This is a genomic window from Burkholderia sp. MSMB1588, assembly GCF_001546925.1.
Classification (GTDB): Bacteria; Pseudomonadota; Gammaproteobacteria; order Burkholderiales; family Burkholderiaceae; genus Burkholderia; species Burkholderia humptydooensis.
In genome coordinates, this window is record NZ_LNJS01000001.1 from 1,454,263 (window position 1) to 1,479,025 (window position 24,763).

The window sequence follows — 24,763 nt, forward strand, 5'->3', positions numbered from 1 at the left end:
CAACCGAATTTCGTTGCTCTCGAGTGTTTGCCTCACGATTCAGCGATGCCCTGAAGTCTTTCAGTCCGGGCCGGCAGCGTGCGTACGCTTTCTGCGCGAAAGTCGCGGGGAGGACGGCGGCATGTCGGATCGCGGACGGGTTGGCCCTGGTCGCCTTCGCCGTTGGGGTGGTGGCCGTTGCATGGGCGCTTCTGCATTATTCGGGAGAGTGGTTCTTCCCTGTTGCGGCGCTGATCGCGCCCCGCGTTACTCGCCATGCAGAACGGGAAGTTGAAGAAGCGCCTGAAGGAGCGCGGCGACGGCGGCGGCCGACAGAAATAGGTGGAAGGCGTGCAGGGCGCGCGAAGGTCAATTTTTGGATGGGATCGCCGAATAGGCCCCACGAGTTTTCGCACTCGCGGGGCTTTTCTTTTTCAGCATGCGGGGAAGAATGCATATGCTGACGTTACGCCGAATTCCGCGTGCGTCCGGAGTCAAATATTGGACAGTGTCTAATATGGTGTCCAATTTGCCCAAAAAATGAGCGCCAGTTAAAAAACCCGCACAGCCTCACGCCATGCGGGTTTTGATCTGGTCGGGGCGAGAGGATTTGAACCTCCGACCACCTGCACCCCATGCAGGTACGCTACCAGGCTGCGCTACGCCCCGAAAGCGTGAAATTATAACAGACACTTTTCGTAAATAGAACTGCCCCGATGCAAATTCTGTTCGGCGCTCATGCGCCGCTCGTTTCGGCGGGACGCTGTCCGCCGCGGATCGACACCGTCGAAACGCGGATCAACGCGAATCAGTCAACGCAGATCAACACGAGTCAACACTTCGCGTGCCGCCGAGCTTTGCGCTGCCGCCTTCACCGGGTCATCACACATTCCGCTCGTTCGTTTAGTACGCATAGTATGGTCCCGGCCCCAGCGGCGTCGCTCTTCCTTCGATCGCGGTATAGACGCTGCGTCCATAGAAGAACGGCAGTCCGAGATCGACGACGTTGCCGATCGGGCCGGCAAGGTCGTTGAATGCGAAGTTGAACGTCGAGAACAGCACTTGCGAACTCGCGACCTGGAACGTCGTCGCTTTTGTCGATGCGCCGTCGCCGCTGCTCAGCGAGAGGCCGAACGTCTGTGTGCTCGCCGGGCAGAACCACGAGCCGCACTGCGGCAGCGACGCATCCGCGAAGAAGATTCCGTTCGAGCCGCTGTCGAAGAACGTGCGCGCGTTGGTGTTGCCGTTGAGCACGCTCGTCACGTAGGCGCCCGATGCGATCGTTGCGAGCGGCGTCGCGGCGCCGAGCCCGTTGTTCGCCTGTGTGCCGATGCCGAAGACCAGCGAGCCGTTGACCGTCGCAGAACCCGTTGCCGGAATCGCGGGCAGCATGATTGCCGCGCCGTTGTTGTCGCTCGAGAATGCGCCGACCGGATTCGCGATCTGTTGCGCGATCGGCTGCGACGTGCTCGCGCACGCCCCGCCCGCCGTGCATCCGTAATACCAGCCGGGCAGCGCGTTGTTCGCGCACGCGGCGCCGCAGTCGGTGACGAAGAGGCCGATGCCGAGAATGCCGTTCGCGCGCAGCGCCCCTTGCGTTTGCATCGGCCCGGCGCTCTGCGTGCAGCCGGCGGGCGCGCTCGGCGTGCTGGGATCGGCGATCACCTGGATCGGGATGTTCGCCGCCACTTCGCCTGCGATCTTCACGTCGGCGCGACGCACCGCGCCCCATGTGAAGCCCGTGCCGAATATCGCGCAGGCGCCCGTGATCGGCGCATTCGCGGCCGGCACGACGGGCAGCGCGACGCTCGACGGCAGCGCGGCCGCGAGGATGCGCAAGCCGTCCGAGCCGGTATCGACCTGCACGTTGTCGATCGTCTGGCATTGGCTCGTATTCGGGGCGCAGACAGTGACGGTCGTCATGAGCATGTTCGCGGCGCCGGTGATGCCCTCGGATACCGTAACGGACTGCACGTTCGCCGCATTGGACGGTGTGACGCCAGTGCCGTTCGAGTTCGATGTCGTCGAGCCGCCGCCGCATGCGGCGAGCGTCGCGGCGAGCGCGGCGACACACCACGCGATCTTGAGGGTCATGGCCGCCTCCTTACCGCAAGTCGTCGATCGACACGCCGGACGGCACCGCGCCGGGCAGCCATGCGCGGCCGACATACGCGCGCATGCGACCGCCGGCCTCGACGACGAAGTCGGATTGCGCGACGCGTCCGGCATGGAGTCCCGCGCGGGTGCGCGCGTCCGTCGAGACAGCGTGGCTCTGGTAGGTCGAGAAGCGTTCGCCGAGCAACTGCCGCAGGTTGGGCGATGTCGGGCCGTCCCACGTGTAAGCGAAGACGAGTCCGGCGCGTGTCGCGTATTCGCGAATCGTCGTGCCGCCCGCATCGATATAGCTTCGCATCGTGACGGCGCCGTCGAGCAGCGTGGCCGACGTTTGCGCGAGCGCGCGTGCCGGCGAATTCGTGACGGTGCCGCCGAGCTGCGAGTGTGCGGTAACGGGGGCGAGGGTGACGGCGGCGGCAACGAGAAGGGCGTGCGCCGGGCGGCGCCGTGTCAGGGGGAATGATTTCTTGTCGTTCATGCGACTGCCCTCCGCAGGTGGATACGGGTGGGGTCACTGTTCAATCAATGATAGTGAGTCCCGGTGCGTGCCGCGCCCGAAATCGAGGGAAGCGGATGCTCGTTATCCCTAGTCGGCGGCGCGGGGGCGCGGGGCATCGCGCTGACGTTTCGGGCGAGCGCGGCCCGCGCGCGAACAAACGGGAATGCGGGCGGGCAAATGAGCGCGAATGAGACTGTGCGCTTTTTGCACGGTCTGCCGCCGGACCGGTAAAATAGAAAGTTGACTCACGGAAAAGTCGCCGTGACCTAGTCTAGTGGAAGGATTCCCAGAACATGACTGATCTTCGTCTTACCAAGCGGTTCGCAGCACTGCTTGCAACCGGCGCGTTCGTGGCCGGCTGCAGTTCGCCGTCGCCTACGAAAATCGACTACAAGAGCGATTCGAAATCGAAGGGGGTGTCGCTCGCGGTGCCGCCCAACATGCTCGACGAGACGCCGGATCAACGTTCGCTGCCGCCGCAGGGCGGTGCGACGTCGCTTTCCAGCCTGCAGCAGGTGCAGCAGGCCGCGCCGCCCACCGATGCGGTCGCGCCCGCCGTGCCGGGCATGCGCATTCAGCGCGACGGCACCGAGAGCTGGCTCGTGATCGACGACAAGGCGCCTGCGCAAATCTGGCCCCAGGTGCGCCGCTTCTGGCAGGAGCAGGGCTTCCTGCTCGTCGTCGAGCAGCGTGACAAGGGCGTGATGGAAACCGACTGGAACGAAACCCATCCGCAGATCAACGATGGCCTGATTCGCGGGGTGATCTCGAAGGCGATGGGCAACTCGTACGTGACGGCGGAGCGCAACAAGTACCGCACGCGCCTCGACACCGCGCCGAACGGCGGCACGTACGTGTTCATCAGTCAGAAGGGGATGCGCGAGGCGCTGACGGGCGCGAACAACGATTCGAGCAAGTGGGAGCCGAAGCCGAACGATCCCGGTCTCGAAACCGAATACCTGAAGCGCCTGATGGCCGTGATCGCACAGAACGACGCGCGCGTGAAGGCGGGCGGCGTGCCGATCGTCGACGATGCGGCGCCGTCGCGCGCGAAGGCGTCGAGCAGCAAGAGCAAGGAGGCGGCCGCGGCGATCGCTGCGAAGAACGTCGCGAGCGCGTCGACGTCGAGCACTCCGAGCGAAGCGGCCGTGCCGGACGTGCCGCCTGAAGTGACGCTTGCCGAGCCGTACGATCGTTCGTGGCTGCATGTCGGCCTGGCGCTCGATCGCGCGAACTTCACGGTCGACGATCGCGATCGCACGAAGGGGCTGTACTACGTCCGCTACGTCGATCCGAAGGACCTGAGCGTCGAGGAGCAGGGCTTCTGGAGCCAGCTTTTCCACGGCAAGAAGGAAAAGAAGGCGAAGCAATACGTCGTCAACGTGAAGGCGGTGACGGAAGGCGAGACGCGCATCGCGGTCGTCGACGACAAGGGCAACGTCGATGCGTCGGCGCCCGCGCGGCAGATCATGTCGCTTCTCGTCAATCAGTTGCGCTGAGGTTGCTGCGCGCGGCACTTCGCCGCCGAACCAGCGAAGCCCGCCTTTCGGCGGGCTTTTTTTATCTGCGTCGGACGTCAATGCCGGCCCGGGCGCACGCGCGTGCGCCCGTCACACGCCCGTCGTGTTACGTAACGTCACCTCGTAACGACTGGAATGAATGCGCATTTCTGCCCGCCATTTGAGAATTAATCGTTAAAAATCAATCGCTTGATAATTCACTTCTGGCTGGCACGGAAGCTGCTCCTTCTATCGTCAACAAGCAATCAGGGAGGACGCCCAAAAACAGCCAGGTTCGATTACGCGTGCCTCCCGCCTAGTGTGGATATCGACGTTTCGGGCAGTCGCCGTTGCCGGCGAAGCTGCCGTACTGGACGATGACCCGCGCGTTCGCGCGGGTCTCGGTGGCCCCGTCGCCTATCCTCGTAGGGCGACGGTTTTGCCCGCGCTTCCCGTGAAGCGCGGGCTATTTTTTTGAGGCGGGTGAGCGTCGAAACGCGAAAGCCTGCTTGCTTCGATTCGCGTATGCTGACCCCTTTGTCACGAAGCAAAGGAGATCTGCATGTCCGAAGTCGCCGTGGTCGCGCTCATCGTCGCCAAGCCTGGCGCAGAAGCGGAACTGTTGGAACAACTCGAGGGGATTGTCGGGCCGACGCGCAACGAAGAGGGCGCGCTGCAATACGATCTGCATCGCGACTTACAGGAGCCGCGCCGTTTCATTTTCATCGAGCGGTGGGCCAGCGAAGCCGCGCTTGCCGCCCATGCGCGCTCCGCGCATATCGACGCGTACAAGCGCGCCGCAGCGGATTGGATCGAGCATTCGGAAATTCGCGTCGCGTCGAAGATCGCGTAGCGAAGCGAGGGGCCGTGCGCGGCCCGGCCCAGCCCAGTAAGTGCAACGACGGTCAGTGCGATGCGTTCGGAACGTCGAGGATCAGGATGATCGTCCAGTCGGCGTCGCCATCGTGGTGGTATTGCCGCTCCGCGACGATGAACGGCTGCTGTTTGCCTTGCGGGCCGAGGAAAAGCACGTCGCCTTCCATCGGCAGGCATTCGATCGGCGGCAGCGCGAGGAACGCGTCATCGGAGCCGCGCGGCATCAATTGCTTGATCTTGCGCGTCGCGGCTTCGGTCCATTCGATGTCCAGTTGGATGTTGCTCATTCAGTCCTCCGCACCGGAGTGCGCACGGTTGGAAAAGTCGGTGCGCGACTTTAGCACAATGCGCTGCGTGCTCATTCGGGCGCGCCAATGAAAAAGCCGAACCCGGCAGGCCGGATTCGGCATTCGCGCAAGCGGGACGTGCCGTGCTTTATTGGCTGGCGGCGTCTGCCGGAGCCGCCTTGGCTGCTTTCTTCGCGCCCTTGTGAGCCTTCTTCGCGTGATGCTTGTGCTCGTGCATCGGCTTCGCCTCGGCGGCCGGTTCGGCTGCCTGCTGTTGTTGCAGCGCTTGCGCGCGTTGCTCGATTTCAGCGATCTTCGCCGGATCGATGATCGTCTTGATTTCCGTGCTCTCTTGCGCATGGGCCGCGCCAGCCAGAGCCGACATCGAAACCAGGATAGCCATGGTCATCTTCTTCATTGCTTACCTCCGCTAAGTGGTGATGGACCCGAGTGTTGCCGATTTGTCTGGCGTCTGCAATCGAGTGAGCCGAGTTTATCAAAAGTGACGGATCAGTGCATTCGATTGCGTCTTGGCGCTGCGTCGCGTGGATCGAGCGCAACAGTGGCGCAATCCGTCATCGCTGCGCCATTCGCGCGGTTGCGGCGAGCATCGGCGGCACCGAGGCCGCGACGATCCGGCGCGGACAAAGTGGCGTGCGCCGCTAAAACCAGCCGAGGCGGCGGTACACATGAAATTGCGCGACACCGACGATCTCGTGCAGCGCCAACTCGGCGTTGACGAGGTTGGCCGCGCGCGGCAGCCAGCCGAGCCGCGCGTCCCTGCGGTTTGCGTAGACGGGTTGCGGCACGATCCCGAACCGCTCGAAATCGAGGAGCGCGCGTTTCATCTGATATGACGAAGTGACGAGAATCAGATCATCGTAATGTTGGGCGCGTAATATGGGAACGGTGAAGCGCGCGTTTTCATAGGTCGTGTGGCTGCTTCTCTCGCGGATCAGGTCGGCGTGCGCAACGCCGCGCGCGAGTAGATAGGGCGCATACGTGTCCGCTTCGGTGATGCCGCGCATCTGCGGATCGCCGCCCGACACGACGACCGTGCAGCGCTTCGCCGTTCGTTGGCATGCCGAATAGAGTTCGGCGGTCTTGTCGATGCGGGCGAGTGCGTCGCGCGGCGGCACTGCGGCGCCGTCGCGGCGCCTGATGCCCGCGCCGAGCATCACGATCGTCGTGTCGCCCGTCATCACCGGATGCGCGACCGGCCGCACGCCGGCTTCCGCGAGCGCGACGAGCGGCGCGGCGAGCCAGCCGGAAGCGATCAGCCACAAGAGTGCGGCGCCGGCCGCGAGTATCGCGAACGCGGCGCGCCGTTTGCGGCAGAGCAGGAAAACGACGAAGAGAAGTCCAAATGAGTTAAACAGAATCAATTTGATTGGGGTAAGGTAGCTTTTTGCGGGAGCGATTGTTGATCTGTCCCCGTAAGGCGCGAACGAAGCGCCAGGGATCGGGTCGGATGGGGTGGAGGGATTATAAGGACCCCTCTTGAGCTGCGTGGCGGCGCCGGTGGGCGGAGACCTCGCTCGGCGGGGCTGCTTTGCAATGTCGCCGCACTTTAAGAAAGAATCGAGATGGCCACGTATTCCAACGAAGCAGTGCTCGACGCGCTCAGGCGCGTCCAGTACCGTCAGGTTCCGTGGGCGAGGCGTCCGGGTGTATTCGAATACCTGCGTGCGCTCGGCTTGATGGATACGGTTCGGCAGAAGACTGTCGCGCCCGCGCCCGGTTTCCACGCGCCCGTCGATATTGCCGTTTTGACGGATAACGGGCGAGTCGAATTTGCTCGGCTCGAACGAGACGAGAGGCAGCCCGATTGGGAGGCTCGCCGAATCGAAGACTACGCGCTCAGCGAAGCGAGCGCCGTGTCGATTCTCGAAAGCCGCTTATAGCACTGCCGCGCACCGCCTCTTTCGCGCGAAAAAAAGCCCGTATCGCGAGGATACGGGCGGTACCGGGTACATTGCTGCTGCCACGCTGTGCTCATGGCAACCATCTGACTCGGCGTGCGTCGCGCAGTTCCCGGGCGCGCGGATTTTTCCTGGCGCGGCGTCAGTGATGGTTCGAATCGTTGGGCGGGCGTTGCGCGTCGTTGTGCGCGCGTGCGTTGCTCGCGATGTCACCGCGCAGATCGCCGCGCGGCGCATTGGGTCGCGCACTTGGCACGGCCGCACGGGCCTGCGAGCGGGTGACTTGCTCCTGCTGACCGTGTTGTCTGGGTGGAAATGAGTCGGCGCGTGAAGGAGCGGCGAGCGCCAGCGAAACGACAACGCCGCATGCCGTGAGCAGTGACATGGGTTTCATCGTTGGAAGCTCCCTTTCAAGCCGTCGAACGGCTCGTTCATATATCGCTAAGTTAAGCGGGGGAGCGAAGGCGCGCTGTAAATATTAGTAAATAGATGTTTCGCAGGATCGCGTCGTCAGGAGTCCGAGCGAACAGGCGGCCGTGTGCCGAAGGGGCGCCGAAAACGATTCTGGGCGGCCAGTGCCGCCCAGAAATAGAATTCATGCCATCTTGACGGGAGCGCGCCAGGATTCCGGATTGGTCCAGAAGGCGCCGCGCAGTCGATCGCGGCTCGGCGGCGCGGGCGGCTTGACCGCGCTTGCGCCGATGCGTCCGCGCAGCGAGATCTGGCGGCCGCTCGTCCCGAGGCGCTTCACCACTTCGGCGAGCGTGCCGTCGGCCTGCCATTCGTCGAAGCGTCGACGGCAAGTCGGCGGCGACGGATAGCGGCCGGGCAGCTTCGACCAGCCTTCGCCCGTCGACAGCACCCAGAGAACGGCGTTCACCACCGAGCGGGCTTCCACGCGGGGACGACCGCGGCGCTCACTGCGTGCGGGCTCGGAGCAGAACAGTCCCTCGAGCAGCGCCCATTCGTTGTCTCTCAAATCGTCGAACAGCATCATGTCCTCACCTCAGCGAAGCTAACTCCGGTGCGCCGCCCTGCGCCGCGCACTCGTCGAGCACTCGTCCAGCGAGTGCCGGGTGAGGGCATCGGCTCCATGAGGCGGCGGATGTTGCGCGATCCGCCGCGAGAAGTCCGAACGCCCGCAGCCCTGTGCGCCTGCTAACGCAGGAAGCGTGCCATGTTGGCGACGACCGTCCCAAAGCCGCCTGGCAGCTAGCTGACAGCCGCGTCAGCTAGGGGCGTATAAGACGCCAAAATGACCGTCGAGCAAATAAGGACAATCACCAATCTTGTGCAGTCCGGCCCGTGAGACGTGCGTTTCAGCCGAGTGCTGCACCGCACCGACACACGGCACGAGATAGTCAGGACGCAATACAATCGCGCATCGATGCGTCCGATTGATGAGGGAATCCCATGAATATCACGCTCAGGCAGTTGCGCGTGTTCATCGAGGTCGCGCGGCTCAAGAGCTTCAGCCGGGCGGGCGACGAGATCGGTCTCACGCAGTCGGCCGTGAGCCGCTCGGTGCGCGAGCTGGAAGGCGAGATCGGACTCAAGCTGATCGACCGAACCACGCGCGACGTGCAACTGACCGACGTCGGCGCCAATCTGATCGCGAGCGTGTCGCGTCTGCTTGGCGATCTCGACGATACGCTGCGCGAGATCCGCGAGATCGGCGAGCAGCGTCGCGGGCGCGTGATCGTCGCGGCAAGCCCGACGATAGCGTGCCGGCTGATGCCGCGCATCGTCGCCGCGTGCGAGCGACGCTTTCCGTTCGTCACGCTCGGTCTGCGCGACGACGTGCAGAGCGACGTGCTGCGCAAGGTGAAATCGGGCGAGGTCGATTTCGGCGTCGTGATCGGGCCGCTCGCGACGAACGATTTGATCAGCGAGCCGTTGATGACCGATTCGTTTTGCCTCGTCGCGCGCGCCGATCATCCGCTCGCCGCGCGCGATCGCGTGCCGTGGACGGCTCTCGCGGGCGAGCGGCTCGTATTGCTCGACTACGCATCGGGCAGCCGGCCACTGATCGACGCGGCGCTCGCGGCGCATCGGGTCGCAGCGAGCGTCGTGCAGGAGCTCGGCCATTCGGCGACGGTGTTCGGCCTCATCGAGGCGGGCGTCGGCGTGAGCGTGCTGCCGTGGCTGTCGCTGCCGCTGCCGGCCGGCTCGTCGCTCGTCGCGCGGCCGCTGACGCCTCGCGCCGAGCGCACCGTCGAGCTCGTTCGGCGGCGCGACCGCTCGCTGTCGCCGGCGGCGGACGCGGTCTGGGGGCTCGTGAAGGAAATGCCGGCGCGTGTCGAGGATCTGGGCTGACGATGTGTCGTACACAGACTTTCCGGCGTCTCGACGCGTCGTTCGCGCGGGGCGCCCGGTTTCGGGGCGGATCGCCGTTTGCCGGCGTGGAGCGGCGATTCGCGGGCGCGGCAAAGGCGGCGCCGGAGGCCGTTTTCGTGGCCGGCTGCGCGCCGGGGATATGTCTTTTGCCGTACGTTCTTTGTCTTTACGCACCGGTTAATTTTGCGTAAGATGGCGCTCAGTCACGCGGTTCCGGCATGGTTCCGCGCTGTTCCGTCCGGTTCGGGTTGGGCTTGAGAGTTGGTTCGCCGCCCCCGGTTCGTGCTCCCATCAATATGACCGATCAGAATCGGGCGAGCGCGTCTTCCGTTCCTTTCGTCTGTTCGATTGATCCGGTTCGTTTGACCACAGGGTCTGACCTAGCTGCATGAATACCCAAGAGGCGAAAATCGTCCTCGAGACTGCTTTGATCTGCGCGCAGGAGCCGCTGAAACTCGGCGATTTGCGCAAGCTCTTTGCCGACGGCGTGTCGGCGGACACAGTCCGAACACTGCTCGAAGATCTGAAACGGGAATGGACCGGACGTGGGGTCGAACTCGTCGCGCTCGCTTCGGGCTGGCGCTTCCAGAGCAAGCCGGCGATGCGCGCGTATCTCGACCGGCTGCATCCGGAGAAGCCGCCGAAATATTCGCGGGCCGTGCTGGAGACGCTTGCGATCATTGCGTACCGGCAGCCGGTCACGCGCGGCGACATCGAGGAAATTCGCGGCGTCACGGTGAACACGCAGGTCGTCAAGCAGCTCGAGGACCGCGGCTGGATCGAGGTGATCGGTCATCGCGACGTGCCGGGCCGTCCGGCGCTCTATGCAACGACGAAGCAGTTTCTCGACGACCTCGGCCTGAAGGCGCTCGACGATCTGCCGGCGCTCGAGGAGCCGGCCGCGCATCTGGAGGCGAGCCTCCTCGCGCAGCAGGCGATCGACTTTCCCGATGATGTGCGCGGCGTCGGCGAGGTGCTTGCCGACGTGCCCGGCGCGGAAGCGGGCGAGCTCGCTGGGCTGGCAGCCGATCCGACGGTTTCGCCGCGCGAAGGCGCGACGCGGGCCGGCGATGAGCCGGCGCAAGCGGATGCCGCATCGACGAGCGCGGGCGCTGCGCGATCCGGAGGGATGGGCGGTTCGGCAGCACGGATCGTCGATCCGGCCGATAATGACGACCGAGCCGGCGCCGATGCGGACGTCGATGCGCCGTGCGGCGACAGCGCATCCGGGCAGGCGGCCGGCCACGCCGCTCGCGAGATCGAATCGGGCGGAATGACCGAGCCGGCGTCGGCGGGCAGTGAAGAAGCCGACACGACTGCGTCGCACGAGCACGCGGTCGCACAGGATGCAGCGGACGCCGTCATGGCGCCGCATGCCGAAGAAGCGGCCGGCGTTGCCGCCGGCGGCGGCGAGCGCGCCGAATCGCCCGCACGGGCGAACGAAAGCGCAAACCCCGTCGCGCGGCCGGGCGCGGAGCCTGCCGACGCGGCACACGCAGCAACCCGCGAGGCGGCCGCCGACCCGGCGGCGGGCCGAGCGACGAAGGAAGACCACGGCGCGATCGGCGGCATCCCGCACGATGCCGAGCCGGTCCGGGCGCACGCGGAGGAGGCGTTGGACGACACGTCCAACAGTCTCGCCGACGCCGTGCGCAGTGCAAGCGAGGCGGTCCCCGAGCGCGCGCAGCAGGACGAAGAAGAAGAGCCTGCGAAGCGTCGCGCCTGAGACGGGCGGCCGAACCCCAGCCGTGCCCGCGACGGGCGCGAGACCTGACATTTTGAGGTTGTTTTGACTGATACCCACGACATCGATTCGTCCGAATCTGCGCATGCCGTTGCGACGGCGCGCGCCGACGGCGCACCCGAGCAGTCCGCTGCGGACGGGGGCGGCGAAGACCGCCCGCGCCGCGGCTTGCGGCGCGGGCCGCGCAGCTTGATCGCGCGCCGCCGCGCGGCCGCGAAGTCGAAGAATACCGACGCGGCGGAAAGCGCTGAAGCGGCACCGGCGGCCGACGCCGGTGCGGGCGCGGGCGCCGACGCAGCGAAAGCACCGGCTCGCGCGCCGCGCAGCAAGGACGCCGCGGCGAAGGCGCCGCGCAAGGCGGCAGGCAAGCGCGAAGGCGCGGCGCGGCAAGGCGGCCAGGCGAAGCGGGGCGCGCCGGCTGCGCCGGCCCCGTCGTCCGCCGAGGCGGCCCAGGACGATGTATTTGCCTACGTGATTTCACCCGCGTTCGACGCCGACAACAACGCGTCGGGCGGTGGCGTGCGCGCGCCGATGCTGCGCCGGGGCCGCCAGAATCAGCCGAAGCGCGTGCTGTCGCCGGAAGACGACGCGCCGAAGCTGCACAAGGTGCTCGCGGAAGCCGGCATGGGCTCGCGCCGCGAGATGGAAGAGCTCATCGTCGCCGGCCGCGTGTCGGTGAATGGCGAGCCGGCGCACATCGGCCAGCGGATCATGCCGACCGATCAGGTCCGGATCAACGGCAAGCCGGTCAAGCGCAAGCTGCCGAACAAGCCGCCGCGCGTGCTGCTGTACCACAAGCCGACGGGCGAGATCGTGAGCCACGCGGATCCGGAGGGCCGCCCGTCGGTGTTCGACCGGCTGCCGCCGATGAAGACCGCGAAATGGCTCGCGGTCGGCCGCCTCGACTTCAATACCGAGGGCCTGCTGATGCTGACGACGTCGGGCGACCTCGCGAACCGCTTCATGCACCCGCGCTACAGCGTCGAGCGCGAGTATGCGGTGCGCGTCGTCGGCGAGCTGTCCGAGGCGTCGCGCCAGAAGCTGCTGCACGGCGTCGAGCTCGACGACGGCCCGGCGAACTTCCTGCGCATCCGCGACGGCGGCGGCGAAGGCACGAATCACTGGTATCACGTCGCGCTCGCCGAAGGCCGCAACCGCGAGGTGCGGCGGATGTTCGAGGCGGTCGGCTTGATGGTGAGCCGCCTGATCCGCACGCGCCACGGCCCGATTCCGCTGCCGCGCGGGCTGAAGCGCGGCCGCTGGGAGGAGCTCGACGAGGCGCAGGTGCGGCGCCTGATGTCGACGGTCGGCCTGAAAGCGCCGACCGAGGAGAAGGGCAAGCGCGGCGGCGCGACCGAGCGCCGCCAGCCCGATCCGATGCAGACGTCGATGGGCTTCATCAATCGCGAACCCGTGCTGACGACTCACGGCCAGCTCGACCAGCCGCGGCGCGGCCGCCGCGGCCCGGCGGGCGGCGGCTTCGGCGCGGGGCTGGGCGGCTACGCGGGCCTGCCGGGCTACGGCGGCGGCGCGCCGCGCCAGGGCGGCCGCGACGTCGACGGCAACCGCGCGTCCTACGGCGGCGCGGGCGCCAACAAGCGCGGCGCCGGCAAGGGCGGCCGCAACCCGAACGGCAATCGCGCCGAAGGCGGCGCACGCGGCGGCCAGCGTACGCCGCAGCAGCGCAATCGTTCGCGCAGCCGCTGAGCGGGTGAGAACGGCATTCGCAACCGCGGCGCGCGTTGCGAGTGCCCCGCAAAATCGCCGTTTTCGGCTGATTTTGCGGGGCCGAGCTTTGCGTTCGGGCCAAAAATCGCTATAATCGCGGAGTCGCTGGGCGTACGGATTCGATGTGTAGCTCAGGTGCGACCACCGGTAACAAGATGGGCGTTGCGCCCATTTTTTTTTGCCGAAACGGTTGGGCATCTCGGGTAGCGCTTCCTGCGCCGGCTAAGGCGCGCGTTCAGCGGGTGAATCGCGAGGGGCGGGCGCGGACACCTGAGAGGACACTGTGCAACTGACGGAACTGATAGAAACTACGGTCACGGGGCTCGGCTACGAGCTCGTCGATCTCGAGCGCACCGGGCGCGGCATGGTCTGCGTCTACATCGATCAGCCCGCCGGCATTACGATCGACGATTGCGAAAAGGTCACGCGTCAGCTCCAGCACGTACTGACGGTCGAAAACATCGATTACGAACGGCTCGAGGTCTCGTCACCGGGGCTCGACCGGCCGTTGAAGAAGCTGGCTGACTTCACGCGTTTCGCGGGCAGCGAGGCCGTCATCACCTTGAAAAAGCCGTTGGACGGGCGCAAGACGTACCGGGGCATTCTGCACGCGCCGAACGGCGAGACGATCGGTTTGGAATTTGAGAGGAAGAAGGGCGAGGCGGCCATGCTGGATTTCACGCTGGCGGACATCGACAAAGCCCGCCTGATTCCGCACGTTGACTTTAGGAGCCGCAAACAATGAGTCGCGAAGTGTTGATGTTGGTGGATGCGCTGGCGCGCGAGAAGAACGTCGACAAGGACGTCGTGCTGGGCGCGCTCGAAGCGGCCCTCGCGTCGGCTTCCAAGAAACTGTTCGACGAAGGCGCCGAGATCCGCGTGCATATCGATCGCGAGAGCGGTGAACACGAGACGTTCCGTCGCTGGCTCGTCGTGCCAGACGAGGCGGGCCTGCAGGAGCCGGATCGCGAGATCCTGCTGTTCGAGGCGCGCGAGCAGAAGCCCGAAGTCGAGGTGGGCGACTACATCGAGGAGCCGGTGCCGTCGATCGAGTTCGGCCGGATCGGCGCGCAGGCCGCGAAGCAGGTGATCCTGCAGAAGGTGCGCGACGCGGAGCGCGAGCAGATCCTGAACGACTACCTCGAGCGCGGCGAGAAGATCATGACGGGCACGGTGAAGCGCCTCGACAAGGGCAACTTCATCGTCGAGTCGGGCCGCGTCGAGGCGCTGTTGCGCCGCGACCAGCTCATTCCGAAGGAAAACCTGCGCGTGGGTGACCGCGTGCGCGCGTACATCGCGAAGGTCGACCGCACCGCCCGCGGCCCGCAGATCGAGCTGTCGCGCACCGCGCCCGAATTCCTGATGAAGCTCTTCGAGATGGAAGTGCCGGAAATCGAGCAGGGGCTTCTCGAGATCAAGGCGGCGGCCCGCGATCCGGGCGTGCGCGCGAAGATCGGCGTCGTCGCGTACGACAAGCGGATCGATCCGATCGGCACGTGCGTCGGCATCCGCGGCTCGCGCGTGCAGGCCGTGCGCAACGAGCTCGGTGGCGAAAACATCGACATCGTGCTATGGTCGGAGGATCCTGCCCAGTTCGTGATCGGCGCGCTCGCGCCGGCGGCCGTCCAGTCGATCGTCGTCGATGAAGAAAAGCATTCGATGGACGTCGTCGTCGACGAGAACGAACTGGCTGTCGCGATCGGCCGCAGCGGCCAGAACGTGCGTCTTGCCAGCGAACTGACCGGCTGGCAGATCAACATCATGACGCCGGACGAATCCGCCCAGAAGCAGAATGAAGAGCGCGACGCGCTGCGCGGCCTGTTCATGGCGCGCCTCGACGTCGACGAGGAAGTCGCGGACATCCTGATCGACGAAGGCTTCACGAGCCTCGAAGAGATCGCCTACGTGCCGCTCAACGAAATGCTCGAAATCGAGGCATTCGACGAGGATACCGTCCACGAGCTGCGCAACCGCTCGCGCGACGCGCTGCTCACGATGGCGATCGCGAACGAGGAGAAGGTCGAGACGGCCGCCCTCGATCTGAAGAGCCTCGACGGCGTCACGGCCGAACTGCTCACGAAGCTGGCCGAGCAGGGCGTGCAGACGCGCGACGATCTCGCGGAGCTCGCCGTGGACGAGCTGGTCGACATGACCGGCATGGAAGAGGAAGCCGCGAAGGCGCTGATCATGAAGGCGCGTGAACACTGGTTCCAGTGAGAAATGACCATGGCGCACTGATTTGCTGGCGGCCGGAAGGCCTGACCCGATGCTAACCGCAAGGAATCGGTCCTTGCACTAAGAGGAATGAATGGCGAGTAACAACGTAGCCCAATTTGCCGCGGAACTGAAAATGCCTGCTGGTGTGCTGCTCGAACAACTGCAGGCAGCGGGCGTCCAGAAAGCGAGCGAGGACGATGCGCTGTCGGAGACGGACAAGGCGCGTCTGCTCGATCATTTGCGCAAGTCGCACGGTGCGTCCGATGGCGACAAGCGCAAGATCACGCTGACTCGCCGGCACACGTCGGAGATCAAGCAGGCCGACGCAACGGGTAAGGCTCGCACCATTCAGGTCGAGGTGCGCAAGAAGCGCACGTTCGTCAAGCGCGACGACGTGAGCGAGACGGGCGCCGACCAGGCTCAGGCGCAGACCGACGAGCAGGCGGAAGCCGAGCTGAAGCGCCGCGAGGAAGAAGCGCGCCGCGAGGCCGAACTGCTCACGAAGCAGGCGCAGGAACTGCGCGAGCGCCAGGAGCGTCTCGAGCGCGAGGAAGCCGAGCGCCGCGCGCGCGAGGAAGCGGCCGAGGCTGAGCGCCGCCGCGCGGAAGAAGAGGCTGCGGCGAAGCGCGCGGCGGCAGCGCAGGCGGAAGCCGCGCAGCAGGCCGCGGCGGCTCGCGAGGAAGCGCAGCGCGCGCAGAGCGAGCAGAGCGAGCAGACCGCTCAGGACGAAGCGCGCGCGGCTGCCGAGCGCGCTGCACAGCGCGAAGCGGCGAAGAAGGCCGAGGACGCTGCGCGCGAAGCGGCCGACAAGGCGCGCGCCGAGCAGGAAGAGATTCGCAAGCGCCGCGAAGCTGCCGAGGCCGAAGCGCGCGCGATCCGCGAAATGATGAACACGCCGCGCCGCGCGCAGGTCAAGGCGGTCGAGCCGCCGAAGCCGGCCGAGCAGCCGGCTGCGAAGGCGGCCGAGGCGAAGGGCACGCTGCACAAGCCGGCGAAGCCCGCCGGCGAGGCGGCTGCGGCCCGTCCTGCGGCGAAGAAGCCGGCAAGCGGCGCGGCGGCACCCGCCACCGCGCCCGCGGGCGACCGCAACAAGAAGCCGGGCGCAGGCAAGGGCCCCTGGCAGGACGACGCTGCGAAGCGCCGCGGCATCAAGACGCGCGGCGATTCGAGCGGCGGCGTCGACCGTGGCTGGCGCGGCGGCCCGAAGGGGCGCGGCAAGCATCAGGACAACGGGTCGTCGTTCCAGGCGCCGACCGAGCCGATCGTGCGTGAAGTGCACGTGCCGGAGACCATCTCCGTCGCGGATCTCGCGCACAAGATGGCGATCAAGGCATCGGAAGTCATCAAGGTGATGATGAAGATGGGCCAGATGGTCACGATCAACCAGGTGCTGGACCAGGAAACGGCGATGATCGTCGTCGAGGAACTGGGCCACCGCGCGCTCGCCGCGAAGCTCGACGATCCGGAGGCGCTGCTCGTCGAAGGCGAAGTCGGCAGTGATGCGGAGCAACTGCCGCGGCCGCCCGTCGTCACCGTCATGGGTCACGTCGACCACGGCAAGACGTCGCTGCTCGACTACATCCGCCGCGCGAAGGTCGCGGCGGGCGAAGCGGGCGGCATCACGCAGCACATCGGCGCGTATCACGTCGAAACGCCGCGCGGCGTCGTCACGTTCCTCGATACGCCGGGCCACGAGGCGTTCACGGCCATGCGTGCGCGCGGCGCGAAGGCGACCGACATCGTCATTCTGGTGGTGGCGGCCGACGACGGCGTGATGCCGCAGACGAAAGAAGCGATCTCGCACGCGAAGGCGGGCGGGGTGCCGATCGTCGTCGCGATCAACAAGATCGACAAGCCGGACGCGAACCCCGATCGCGTCAAGCAGGAACTCGTCGCGGAAGGCGTCGTGCCGGAAGAGTACGGCGGCGATTCGCCGTTCGTGCCGGTGTCGGCGAAGACGGGCGCGGGCATCGACGAGCTGCTCGAGAACGTGCTGCTGCAAGCGGAAGTGCTGGAGCTGAAGGCGCCCGTCGATTCGCCGGCGAAGGGCATCGTGATCGAAGCGAAGCTCGACAAGGGCAAGGGCCCGGTCGCGACGGTGCTCGTGCAGTCCGGCACGCTGAACCGCGGCGACGTCGTGCTCGCTGGCACCGCCTACGGCCGCGTGCGCGCGATGCTCGACGAGAACGGCAAGCCGACGAAGGAAGCCGGCCCGTCGATTCCGGTCGAGATCCAGGGCCTGTCCGAAGTGCCGGGCGCGGGCGAGGAAGTCATCGTGCTGCCGGACGAGCGCAAGGCGCGCGAAATCGCGCTGTTCCGCCAGGGCAAGTTCCGCGACGTCAAGCTCGCGAAGCAGCAGGCGGCGAAGCTCGAAAGCATGCTCGAGCAGATGGGCGAAGGCGAAGTGCAGAACCTGCCGCTCATCATCAAGGCGGACGTACAGGGCTCGCAGGAAGCGCTCGTGCAATCGCTGCTCAAGCTGTCGACCAGCGAAGTGCGCGTGCAGATCGTGCACAGCGCGGTGGGCGGCATCAGCGAAAGCGACGTCAATCTCGCGACCGCGTCGAAGGCCGTCATCATCGGCTTCAACACGCGTGCGGACGCCCAGGCGCGCAAGCTCGCCGAGGCGAACGGCATCGACATCCGCTACTACAACATCATCTACGACGCGGTGGATGAGGTGAAGGCGGCGATGTCGGGCATGCTCGCGCCGGAGAAGCGCGAAGTCGTGACGGGCATGGTCGAGGTTCGCCAGGTGTTCAAGGTGCCGAAGGTCGGCGCGGTCGCCGGCTGTATGGTCACGGACGGCATCGTCAAGCGCTCGTCGTCGGTGCGCGTGCTGCGCAACAACGTCGTGATCTTCACGGGCGAGCTCGATTCGCTGAAGCGCTTCAAGGACGACGTCAAGGAAGTGAAGCAGGGTTTCGAATGCGGTATGTCGATCAAGAACTTCAACGATATTGTCGAAGGCGACCAGTTCGAGGTGTTCGAGGTCACGGAAGTCGCGCGTACGCTGTAACGCCGGCGTGACGGCTTGAATGGGCGGGTCGGGCTTGGGCCCGCCCCGCCCATTTTCATGAACGGTGTCGCGCGCTTCGCCGATCAACCGGATGACGGATTTATCATGTCGAAAAAACGCAGTTCTCCCAATCGCAACGTGCAGATCGCCGATCAGATCCAGCGGGATCTGTCCGAGCTCATCATGCGCGAGGTCAAGGACCCGCGCATCGGGATCGTGACGATCCAGTCGGTCGAGCTCACGCCCGACTACGCGCACGCCAAGGTCTACTTCACCGCGCTCACGGGCAATCCTGCGGACACGCAGGAAGCGCTCAACCATGCGGCCGGCCATCTGCACAATCTGCTTTTCAAGCGCCTGCACATTCATACGGTGCCGACGCTGCATTTCCACTACGACCAGACGATCGAGAAGGCCGTCGCGATGTCGCGCCTCATCGACGAGGCGAACGCGACGCGCGCGAAGGACGACTGAGCATCGCACGAGCCATTGCGCGCTGACCATGACGACTGTTTCGCCCCGCCCCCGGATTGCCCGCCGCGCGCTCGACGGCGTACTGCTGCTCGACAAGCCGGTCGGGCTTTCGAGCAACGACGCGCTGATGCGCGCGAAGCGTTTGTATCTTGCGAAGAAGGCGGGCCATACGGGCACGCTCGACCCGCTCGCATCGGGGCTGCTGCCGCTTTGCTTCGGTGAGGCGACGAAGTTCTCGCAGGATCTGCTCGACGCCGACAAGACCTATGAAGCGACGATGCGGCTCGGCGTGCGCACGACGACGGGCGACGCCGAAGGCGACGTGCTCGACACGCGCGACGTCACCTGCGACGAAGCAGCGGTCGGCGCGGTGCTCGCGCGCTTCGTCGGCGACATCGTGCAGGTGCCGCCGATGTATTCGGCGCTCAAACGCGACGGCAAGCCGCTTTACGAATACGCGCGCGCCGGCCAGACGGTCGAGCGCGAAGGGCGCACGGTGACGATCCGCTCGCTCGAGCTCCTGTCGTGCGCGCTGCCCGACGTCACGTTTCGCGTGACGTGCAGCAAGGGCACATACGTGCGCACGCTCGCCGAGGACATCGGCGCGGCGCTCGGTTGCGGCGCGCATCTGACGATGTTGCGGCGGACGGGCGTCGGCTCGCTGACGCTCGAGCATGCGGTGACGCTCGATGCGCTCGACGCCGCGACGCAGGACGAGCGCGACGCGCGGCTCGCGCCCGTCGACGCGCTGCTGTCGACGTTCCCGTTCGTGACGCTCGACGCGGCGCTCGCGAAGCGTTTTCTGCACGGACAGCGGCTGAAGCTCTCCGAGCTCGCGGCGCGACCCGAGGCGAACGAAGGCGAGCGCGTGCGCGTCTATGATGCCGATGACCGGCTGCTCGGCGTCGCGCGCGCGTCGGAAGGCGTGCTTGCGCCGGAGCGGCTCGTCGTGACGGGCGCGTAGCCGCATTCGCGCCGCGTATCGCATCGCGTCGCATCGCGTCGACACAACGAAAACGCCCGGCTCGAAAGCCGGGCGTTTCGCTTCGCGCGCCGCGAACGGCGCGGGACGCTGCTCAGTGCGCGGCCGACGCCGCCGCGCTCGAGTTGCCGCCGCCCGCGCGCTCGGGCTTCGTGATCCAGATGAGCGCGATCAGCAGCACGAAGATCGCGGCCGAGATGTAGAACAGATCGTTCACGCCCAGTTGCGCGGCCTGCTGCGTCGCCATGTTGTTGATGAGCCCGTGCGCCTGGTCCCGCGTGAGCCCGAGCTGCCCCATCTGCGTGACCGCCTGGTTGAAGGTCGGGTTGTACGGGGTCGCCTGCTCGACGAGCTGCGCGTGGTGGAAGTTGTTCCGATGGTCCCATGCGGTCTGGAAGATCGACGTCCCGATGCCGCCGCACATGATCCGCACGAAGTTCGACAGGCCCGACGCCGCCGGAATCCGGTGGCCCGGGAGGCCGGACAGCGTGATCGACACGAGCGGGATGAAGAAGCCCGCCATCGCGATCCCCTGCACGAAGGTCGGCGCCATCAGCGACCATTCGTCGACGCCCGTCGTATAGCGCGAGCGCATCCAGAAGCACAGCGCGAACGTGAGGAACGCGGCCGTTGCGATGTAGCGCGGATCGGTGCGCGACAGGTACTTGCCCGTGAGCGGCGACAGCAGGATCGCGAAGAAGCCGACGGGCGCCATCACGAGCCCCGCGTCGGTGGCCGTGTAGCCGATCTGCGTCTGCAGCCAGAGCGGCAGCAGCACGAGGTTGCCGAAGTAGAGGCCGTAGCCGACCGACAGCGCGATCGTGCCGCCGGAGAAGTTGCGCATCCGGAACAGCGACAGGTCGACGACCGGGTGCTCGGCCGTCAATTCCCAGACGACGAAGAACGCGAACGCGATCAGCGCGGTGAGCGCGAGCACGACGATCGTCGTCGACGCGAACCAGTCGAGGTCCTTGCCCTTGTCGAGCATGATCTGCAGCGAGCCGACCCAGATCACGAGGAGCGCGAGCCCGACGCCGTCGATCGGCGCGCGGCGCACGGCCGACTCGCGGCTGCGATAGATCATCCACGTGACGGCCGCGGCGGCGATGCCGACCGGAATGTTCACGTAGAAGATCCACGGCCACGAGTAATTGTCCGAGATCCAGCCGCCGAGAATCGGGCCTGCCACGGGCGCGATCAGCGTCGTCATCGACCAGAGCGCGAGCGCCATCGGCGCTTTCGCGCGCGGATAGCTCGACAGCAGCAGCGCTTGCGACAGCGGGATCATCGGTCCGGCGACTGCGCCCTGCAGCACGCGCGACGCTAGCAGGAACGGCAGCGTCGGCGCGAGGCCGCACATCCACGACGAGATCACGAACAGCGTGATCGACGCGAGGAAGAGGCGCACCTGGCCGATGCGATCGGTGAGCCAGCCCGTGAGCGGCACCGAGATCGCGTTGGCGACCGCGAACGACGTGATGACCCAGGTGCCCTGGTCGGACGATACGCCGAGGTCGCCCGAGATCGTCGGGATAGCGACGTTGGCGATCGACGTATCGAGCACGTTCATGAACACGGCGAGCGATACCGCGATCGTGCCGAGTATCAGTTGTCCGCCCTTGAGCGGAGGAAGGGGAGCGTGTGGCTGTGCCATGCTGGTTCGGCCGGGGGGCGCTTACATCAGGTTCGACGCGCGGCCGCCGACGACCTTCGCCGCCGGCGTCGGCGCAACTGCGCCGGCCGGCGCGCCGCTGCCCGCGTTCTGCGCGATGATGCGCGCGATCTCCGCGTTCGCATCGTCGCCGTACTTCGCGAACACGTCGGTCTCGTAGACGGTGTTCTGCACGTTGCCGAGCTGGTTGCCGCTTTCGTCCTTGATGTCGACGTCGACCTGCATCGACAGGCCGATGCGCAGCGGATGCTCCTTCAGCTCCTTCGGATCGAGCTCGACGCGCACCGGCAGGCGCTGGACGACCTTGATCCAGTTGCCCGTCGCGTTCTGCGCCGGCAGCAGCGAGAACGCCGCGCCCGTGCCCGCCGAGAAGCCGACGACCTTGCCGTGGTACTTGACCGACGAGCCGTAGATGTCGGCCGTCAGCTCGACCGGCTGGCCGATCCGCATGTGCTTCAGTTGCACTTCCTTGAAGTTCGCGTCGACCCACACGGCGGAGAGCGGCACGACCGACATCAGCGGCGTGCCCGGCGACACGCGCTGGCCGACCTGCACCGAGCGCTTCGCGACGTAGCCCGTGACGGGCGCGGGCAGCATGTTGCGCGCGTTGTTCAGGTACGCGTCGCGGACCTTCGCGGCGGCGGCGAGCACGTTCGGGTGATCGGCGACAGTCGTGTTCGCGGTGAGCGCGCGGTTCGACGCGAGCTGCTGGTCGGCGGCGTCGAGCGATGCCTGCGCGGCCTTCACCGCGTCGCGCGCGTGCGAGATTTCCTCCTGCGACACGGCGCCCGTCTGCGCGACGGCGAGCCGGCGGCGCAAGTCGTCCTGCGCCTTCGACAGATCCGACTGGCGCAGCGCGACCTGCGCGCGGTACTGGTCGTCGTTCACGTAGAGGCCGCGCACCTGGCGCACCGTCTGCGCGAGATTCGCCTCGGCCTGCTGCAACGCGACCTGCGAATCGGCCGGATCGAGCACGACGAGCGGATCGCCTGCCTTCACGGTCTGCGTGTCGTCCGCCTTCACTGCGATCACGGTGCCCGTCACCTGCGGCGTGATCTGCACGACGTTGCCGTTCACGTATGCGTCATCGGTGGTTTCGTGGAAGCGCGCGACGAGCAGGTAATAGAGGCCGTACGCAATCGCGGCAATCGCGATCACCACGAAGAGCAGCGTCATCATTCGCTTGCGCTTGCCGTTGTTCTGCGGCTGCGCGGGCGCTGCGTTTTGTTGAGGGTCGCTCATGGCGAGTTTCTCCGTCTTGTATCTAGGCGATTAAAGCGATGATCCGGCGGCGTGCCGGGAATGATTCGGTTCAGTTCGACGCGTGCTGCGCGGCCGTGGCCGGCGCCGATGCGGACGCGGGGGCGGCGAGCGGCGTGCCGGTGGCGTCGAAACCGCCGCCGAGCGCCTTCACGAGGCCGATCTGCAGGTCGCGGCGGCGCATCTTCAGGTTCGTCACCGTCTGCTCGGCGGCGAGCCGGTTGCTGTCCGCGTTCAGCACCTGCAACTGCGGTGACAGGCCCGCCTTGTAGCGGATCACCGCGAGCTCGTATGCGCGCGTCGATGCGTCGAGCGCGCGCTGCGCGTCGCCCATCTGCGTGTCGACCGAGCGGATCGACGCGACTTGCGTCGCGACGTCGTTCAGCGCATTGACGAGCGTCTGGTTGTAGTTCGCGACCGACAGATCGAAGTCCGCGTAGCGGCCCTTCAACTGCGCGCGCAGCGCGCCGCCGTCGAAGATCGGCAGATGGATCGCCGGGCCGAACTGCGCCTGGCGGCTCGCGAAGTTCAGGAATCGCCCCCAGCCGAACGCGTCGAAGCCGAAGCCCGCCGCGAGGTTGATGTCCGGGAAGAACTCGGCTTTCGCTTCCTTCACGTCGTGCATCGCCGCCTCGACCTGCCAGCGCGCGGCGACGAGGTCCGGGCGGCGCGACACGAGATCGGCGGGCAGGCTGTCCGGCAGCGCGACGGCGCCGCCCGGGCTCAGCACGGGCGCGGCGATCTGCAGCCCGCGGTCCGGGCCCTTGCCGAGCAGCGCGGCGAGCTGATAACGGACGTTCGTGATCTGGCCGTCGAGATCGGACAGCGTCGACTGGCTCGTCGCGATGTTGCCGCGCGCGGTCTGGCGCTCGACGTTCGTGTCGAGACCCGCGCCGACGCGGCCGTCGGTGATCTTGCCGACCGTCTGCCGGTTCGAGATCTCGTGCTCGGCGATGTCGCGCAGCGCGTATAGCTGCGCGAGCTGGTTGTACGTGCGCGCGACCGACGTCGCGAGGGTCACGCGCGCCTGCTGCATGTCGGCTTCGGCGGCCTTTTCCCGCGACACGGCCGCATGGAGGCGCGCGCGGTTCTTGCCCCACAGGTCGAGTTCCCACGACGCGCTCGCGAGCGCGTTGTTCTCGCTGTACCACTGGCCGCCAAAGGGCGGCGGAACGAGGGCGTTGCCGGAATACAGCTCGCGGGTCCACGAGTATTGAGCGTCCGCCTTCGGCAGGAGCGTCGAGCGCGACGACTCGATGTACGACGACGCCTTCGCGAGGCGCGCCTGCGCCTGCGCGATCGTCGGATTGCCTTCGAGCGCCTCGTCGATCAGCTTCGGCAACTGCGGATCGCCGAACTGGCTCGCCCAGTCGAGCGACGGCCACTGGCCGCCCTGCGCGGGCAGGCTCTGCGCGCTTTCGAACTGCGCCGCGGGCGCAATCGTCTTGTCGCTCTTGATGCCGAAATAGTTCGCGCATCCCGCGAGCGCCAGCGCGGCGACCGCGACGGCCGTGGCGGTCCGGCAAGCGGATAACGGGAAGGTTTTCATCGCTGGGTTTCCTGACTCGGAATCTGACTCGGAATGAATAATGGACACTGCAAGGATTTCCTTACATTTATCTGTCTAAATTGATTGTTGCGGCAATATTTATGACGGGCTTCCGGTCGCGCCAGGGCATTCGCCCGAATTCACGAGAATGCGGCGCAGCATGCTCTTGAGGAAGCCGACTTCCTCGGGCGTGAGGCCGTCGAGCACCTGATCGAGCACGCTGCGGAAGATCACCGGCATGCGCCTCGTGAGTTCGCGTCCCTCGTCGGTCAGCTCGAGCCGCACGACGCGCCGGTCTTCGCTGCTGCGCACTCGCTGCAGCAAGCCGCGCTTCTCGACGCGATCGAGCAGCCGCGTGATCGCGCTCGCGTCGATGCCGTACTCGCGCGCCAGCTCGGCCGCCGTCGAGCATTTGCCGACGGCGAGCATGAACAGCATCGTCGCCTGCGTGCCGGTGATGCCGAGCTCGGTTTGCGTGCGCTGCGTGACCATGTTCGTCATCAGCGATTTCACGCGCGACATCAGGTAGCCGACGCTGTCGTTGATCTGGTACAGGGCCAGATCCTGATCGGGCCGCGGGGAAGAGGGATCCGACATAAATTCT

The 24,763-nt window shown here is 66.4% G+C and carries 21 protein-coding genes, 1 tRNA gene and 1 pseudogene; 11 read left to right on the forward strand and 12 right to left on the reverse strand.

Annotated elements, in window-relative coordinates:
* Positions 1-571: 571 nt before the first annotated feature.
* The 3 genes from WS92_RS18485 to WS92_RS18495 all read right to left on the reverse strand — a co-directional run bounded on the left by WS92_RS18485 (position 572) and on the right by WS92_RS18495 (position 2,572).
* Positions 572-648, reverse strand: a tRNA-Pro gene (locus WS92_RS18485).
* A gap of 234 nt (positions 649-882) precedes the next feature.
* Positions 883-2,073: a DUF3443 domain-containing protein gene (locus WS92_RS18490; RefSeq protein WP_059929692.1), complete on the reverse strand. Its 1,191-nt coding sequence runs from the start codon at positions 2,071-2,073 to the stop codon at positions 883-885.
* Between the two features lie 10 nt (positions 2,074-2,083).
* On the reverse strand, positions 2,084-2,572 hold the full coding sequence (locus WS92_RS18495; protein ID WP_015602277.1) for a DUF2844 domain-containing protein: 489 nt from the start codon (positions 2,570-2,572) through the stop codon (positions 2,084-2,086).
* A gap of 314 nt (positions 2,573-2,886) precedes the next feature.
* On the opposite strand from WS92_RS18495, the gene bamC reads away from it, so the two are divergent.
* Both bamC and WS92_RS18505 read left to right on the forward strand, forming a co-directional pair.
* On the forward strand, positions 2,887-4,092 hold the full coding sequence (gene bamC, locus WS92_RS18500; protein WP_006026523.1) for an outer membrane protein assembly factor BamC: 1,206 nt from the start codon (positions 2,887-2,889) through the stop codon (positions 4,090-4,092).
* A 562-nt stretch (positions 4,093-4,654) separates the two neighbouring features.
* A complete protein-coding gene (locus WS92_RS18505; RefSeq protein WP_006026524.1) occupies positions 4,655-4,945 on the forward strand; it encodes a putative quinol monooxygenase in 291 nt (96 codons plus the stop codon).
* 52 nt (positions 4,946-4,997) lie between these two features.
* Here WS92_RS18505 and WS92_RS18510 read toward each other — a convergent pair whose 3' ends face one another.
* From WS92_RS18510 to WS92_RS18520, 3 genes are all read right to left on the reverse strand, one after another.
* Positions 4,998-5,255, reverse strand: a complete 258-nt coding sequence (locus WS92_RS18510; protein ID WP_004191628.1) for a hypothetical protein — start codon at positions 5,253-5,255, stop codon at positions 4,998-5,000.
* 148 nt (positions 5,256-5,403) lie between these two features.
* Positions 5,404-5,673 (reverse strand): hypothetical protein, encoded by a 270-nt coding sequence (locus WS92_RS18515; RefSeq protein WP_059929690.1) that lies wholly within the window; start codon positions 5,671-5,673, stop codon positions 5,404-5,406.
* A 244-nt stretch (positions 5,674-5,917) separates the two neighbouring features.
* Positions 5,918-6,640 (reverse strand): YdcF family protein, encoded by a 723-nt coding sequence (locus WS92_RS18520; protein WP_059929688.1) that lies wholly within the window; start codon positions 6,638-6,640, stop codon positions 5,918-5,920.
* 201 nt (positions 6,641-6,841) lie between these two features.
* On the opposite strand from WS92_RS18520, the gene WS92_RS18525 reads away from it, so the two are divergent.
* Positions 6,842-7,159 (forward strand): hypothetical protein, encoded by a 318-nt coding sequence (locus tag WS92_RS18525; RefSeq protein ID WP_009912654.1) that lies wholly within the window; start codon positions 6,842-6,844, stop codon positions 7,157-7,159.
* A gap of 160 nt (positions 7,160-7,319) precedes the next feature.
* Here the strand turns inward: WS92_RS18525 and WS92_RS18530 are convergent, their stop codons facing one another.
* Both WS92_RS18530 and WS92_RS18535 read right to left on the reverse strand, forming a co-directional pair.
* A complete protein-coding gene (locus WS92_RS18530) occupies positions 7,320-7,571 on the reverse strand; it encodes a hypothetical protein (protein ID WP_061083874.1) in 252 nt (83 codons plus the stop codon).
* 213 nt (positions 7,572-7,784) lie between these two features.
* A pseudogene (locus WS92_RS18535) lies at positions 7,785-8,171 on the reverse strand (transposase); the annotation flags it as partial.
* A gap of 419 nt (positions 8,172-8,590) precedes the next feature.
* On the opposite strand from WS92_RS18535, the gene WS92_RS18540 reads away from it, so the two are divergent.
* The 8 genes from WS92_RS18540 (at position 8,591) to truB (ending at position 19,660) form a co-directional block, all read left to right on the forward strand.
* Positions 8,591-9,493 carry a LysR family transcriptional regulator gene (locus WS92_RS18540; RefSeq protein WP_006026529.1) on the forward strand — a complete coding sequence of 301 codons (903 nt, stop codon included), beginning with the start codon at positions 8,591-8,593 and terminating at the stop codon, positions 9,491-9,493.
* Between the two features lie 409 nt (positions 9,494-9,902).
* Entirely contained in the window at positions 9,903-11,240 is a 1,338-nt protein-coding gene (gene scpB / locus WS92_RS18545) for an SMC-Scp complex subunit ScpB (protein WP_059929686.1), read from the forward strand.
* Positions 11,241-11,303: 63 nt separating this feature from the next.
* The gene (gene rluB / locus WS92_RS18550; protein WP_059929684.1) at positions 11,304-12,965 is read left to right on the forward strand and encodes a 23S rRNA pseudouridine(2605) synthase RluB; all 1,662 of its coding nucleotides are present in this window, start codon (positions 11,304-11,306) and stop codon (positions 12,963-12,965) included.
* A 304-nt stretch (positions 12,966-13,269) separates the two neighbouring features.
* On the forward strand, positions 13,270-13,731 hold the full coding sequence (gene rimP / locus WS92_RS18555; protein ID WP_004193908.1) for a ribosome maturation factor RimP: 462 nt from the start codon (positions 13,270-13,272) through the stop codon (positions 13,729-13,731).
* The gene (gene nusA, locus WS92_RS18560) at positions 13,728-15,203 is read left to right on the forward strand and encodes a transcription termination factor NusA (protein WP_015601074.1); all 1,476 of its coding nucleotides are present in this window, start codon (positions 13,728-13,730) and stop codon (positions 15,201-15,203) included. Before rimP ends, nusA begins: the two co-directional genes overlap by 4 nt.
* Before the next feature lie 91 nt (positions 15,204-15,294).
* Positions 15,295-18,222: a translation initiation factor IF-2 gene (gene infB, locus WS92_RS18565; RefSeq protein WP_015601358.1), complete on the forward strand. Its 2,928-nt coding sequence runs from the start codon at positions 15,295-15,297 to the stop codon at positions 18,220-18,222.
* Between the two features lie 105 nt (positions 18,223-18,327).
* The gene (gene rbfA / locus WS92_RS18570) at positions 18,328-18,696 is read left to right on the forward strand and encodes a 30S ribosome-binding factor RbfA (protein WP_009891499.1); all 369 of its coding nucleotides are present in this window, start codon (positions 18,328-18,330) and stop codon (positions 18,694-18,696) included.
* Positions 18,697-18,751: 55 nt separating this feature from the next.
* Positions 18,752-19,660 carry a tRNA pseudouridine(55) synthase TruB gene (gene truB / locus WS92_RS18575; protein ID WP_231755889.1) on the forward strand — a complete coding sequence of 303 codons (909 nt, stop codon included), beginning with the start codon at positions 18,752-18,754 and terminating at the stop codon, positions 19,658-19,660.
* A 112-nt stretch (positions 19,661-19,772) separates the two neighbouring features.
* On the opposite strand, the gene WS92_RS18580 is transcribed toward truB, so the two are convergent.
* The 4 genes from WS92_RS18580 to WS92_RS18595 all read right to left on the reverse strand — a co-directional run bounded on the left by WS92_RS18580 (position 19,773) and on the right by WS92_RS18595 (position 24,756).
* Complete coding sequence (locus tag WS92_RS18580) at positions 19,773-21,332, reverse strand: DHA2 family efflux MFS transporter permease subunit (RefSeq protein ID WP_059929681.1); 1,560 nt, start codon at positions 21,330-21,332, stop codon at positions 19,773-19,775.
* Positions 21,333-21,353: 21 nt separating this feature from the next.
* Positions 21,354-22,592 (reverse strand): HlyD/EmrA/EmrK family protein, encoded by a 1,239-nt coding sequence (locus WS92_RS18585; RefSeq protein WP_059929679.1) that lies wholly within the window; start codon positions 22,590-22,592, stop codon positions 21,354-21,356.
* A gap of 70 nt (positions 22,593-22,662) precedes the next feature.
* On the reverse strand, positions 22,663-24,159 hold the full coding sequence (locus WS92_RS18590; RefSeq protein WP_015602240.1) for an efflux transporter outer membrane subunit: 1,497 nt from the start codon (positions 24,157-24,159) through the stop codon (positions 22,663-22,665).
* A gap of 99 nt (positions 24,160-24,258) precedes the next feature.
* Positions 24,259-24,756, reverse strand: a complete 498-nt coding sequence (locus WS92_RS18595; protein WP_015601381.1) for a MarR family winged helix-turn-helix transcriptional regulator — start codon at positions 24,754-24,756, stop codon at positions 24,259-24,261.
* Between the last annotated feature and the right edge of the window lie 7 nt (positions 24,757-24,763).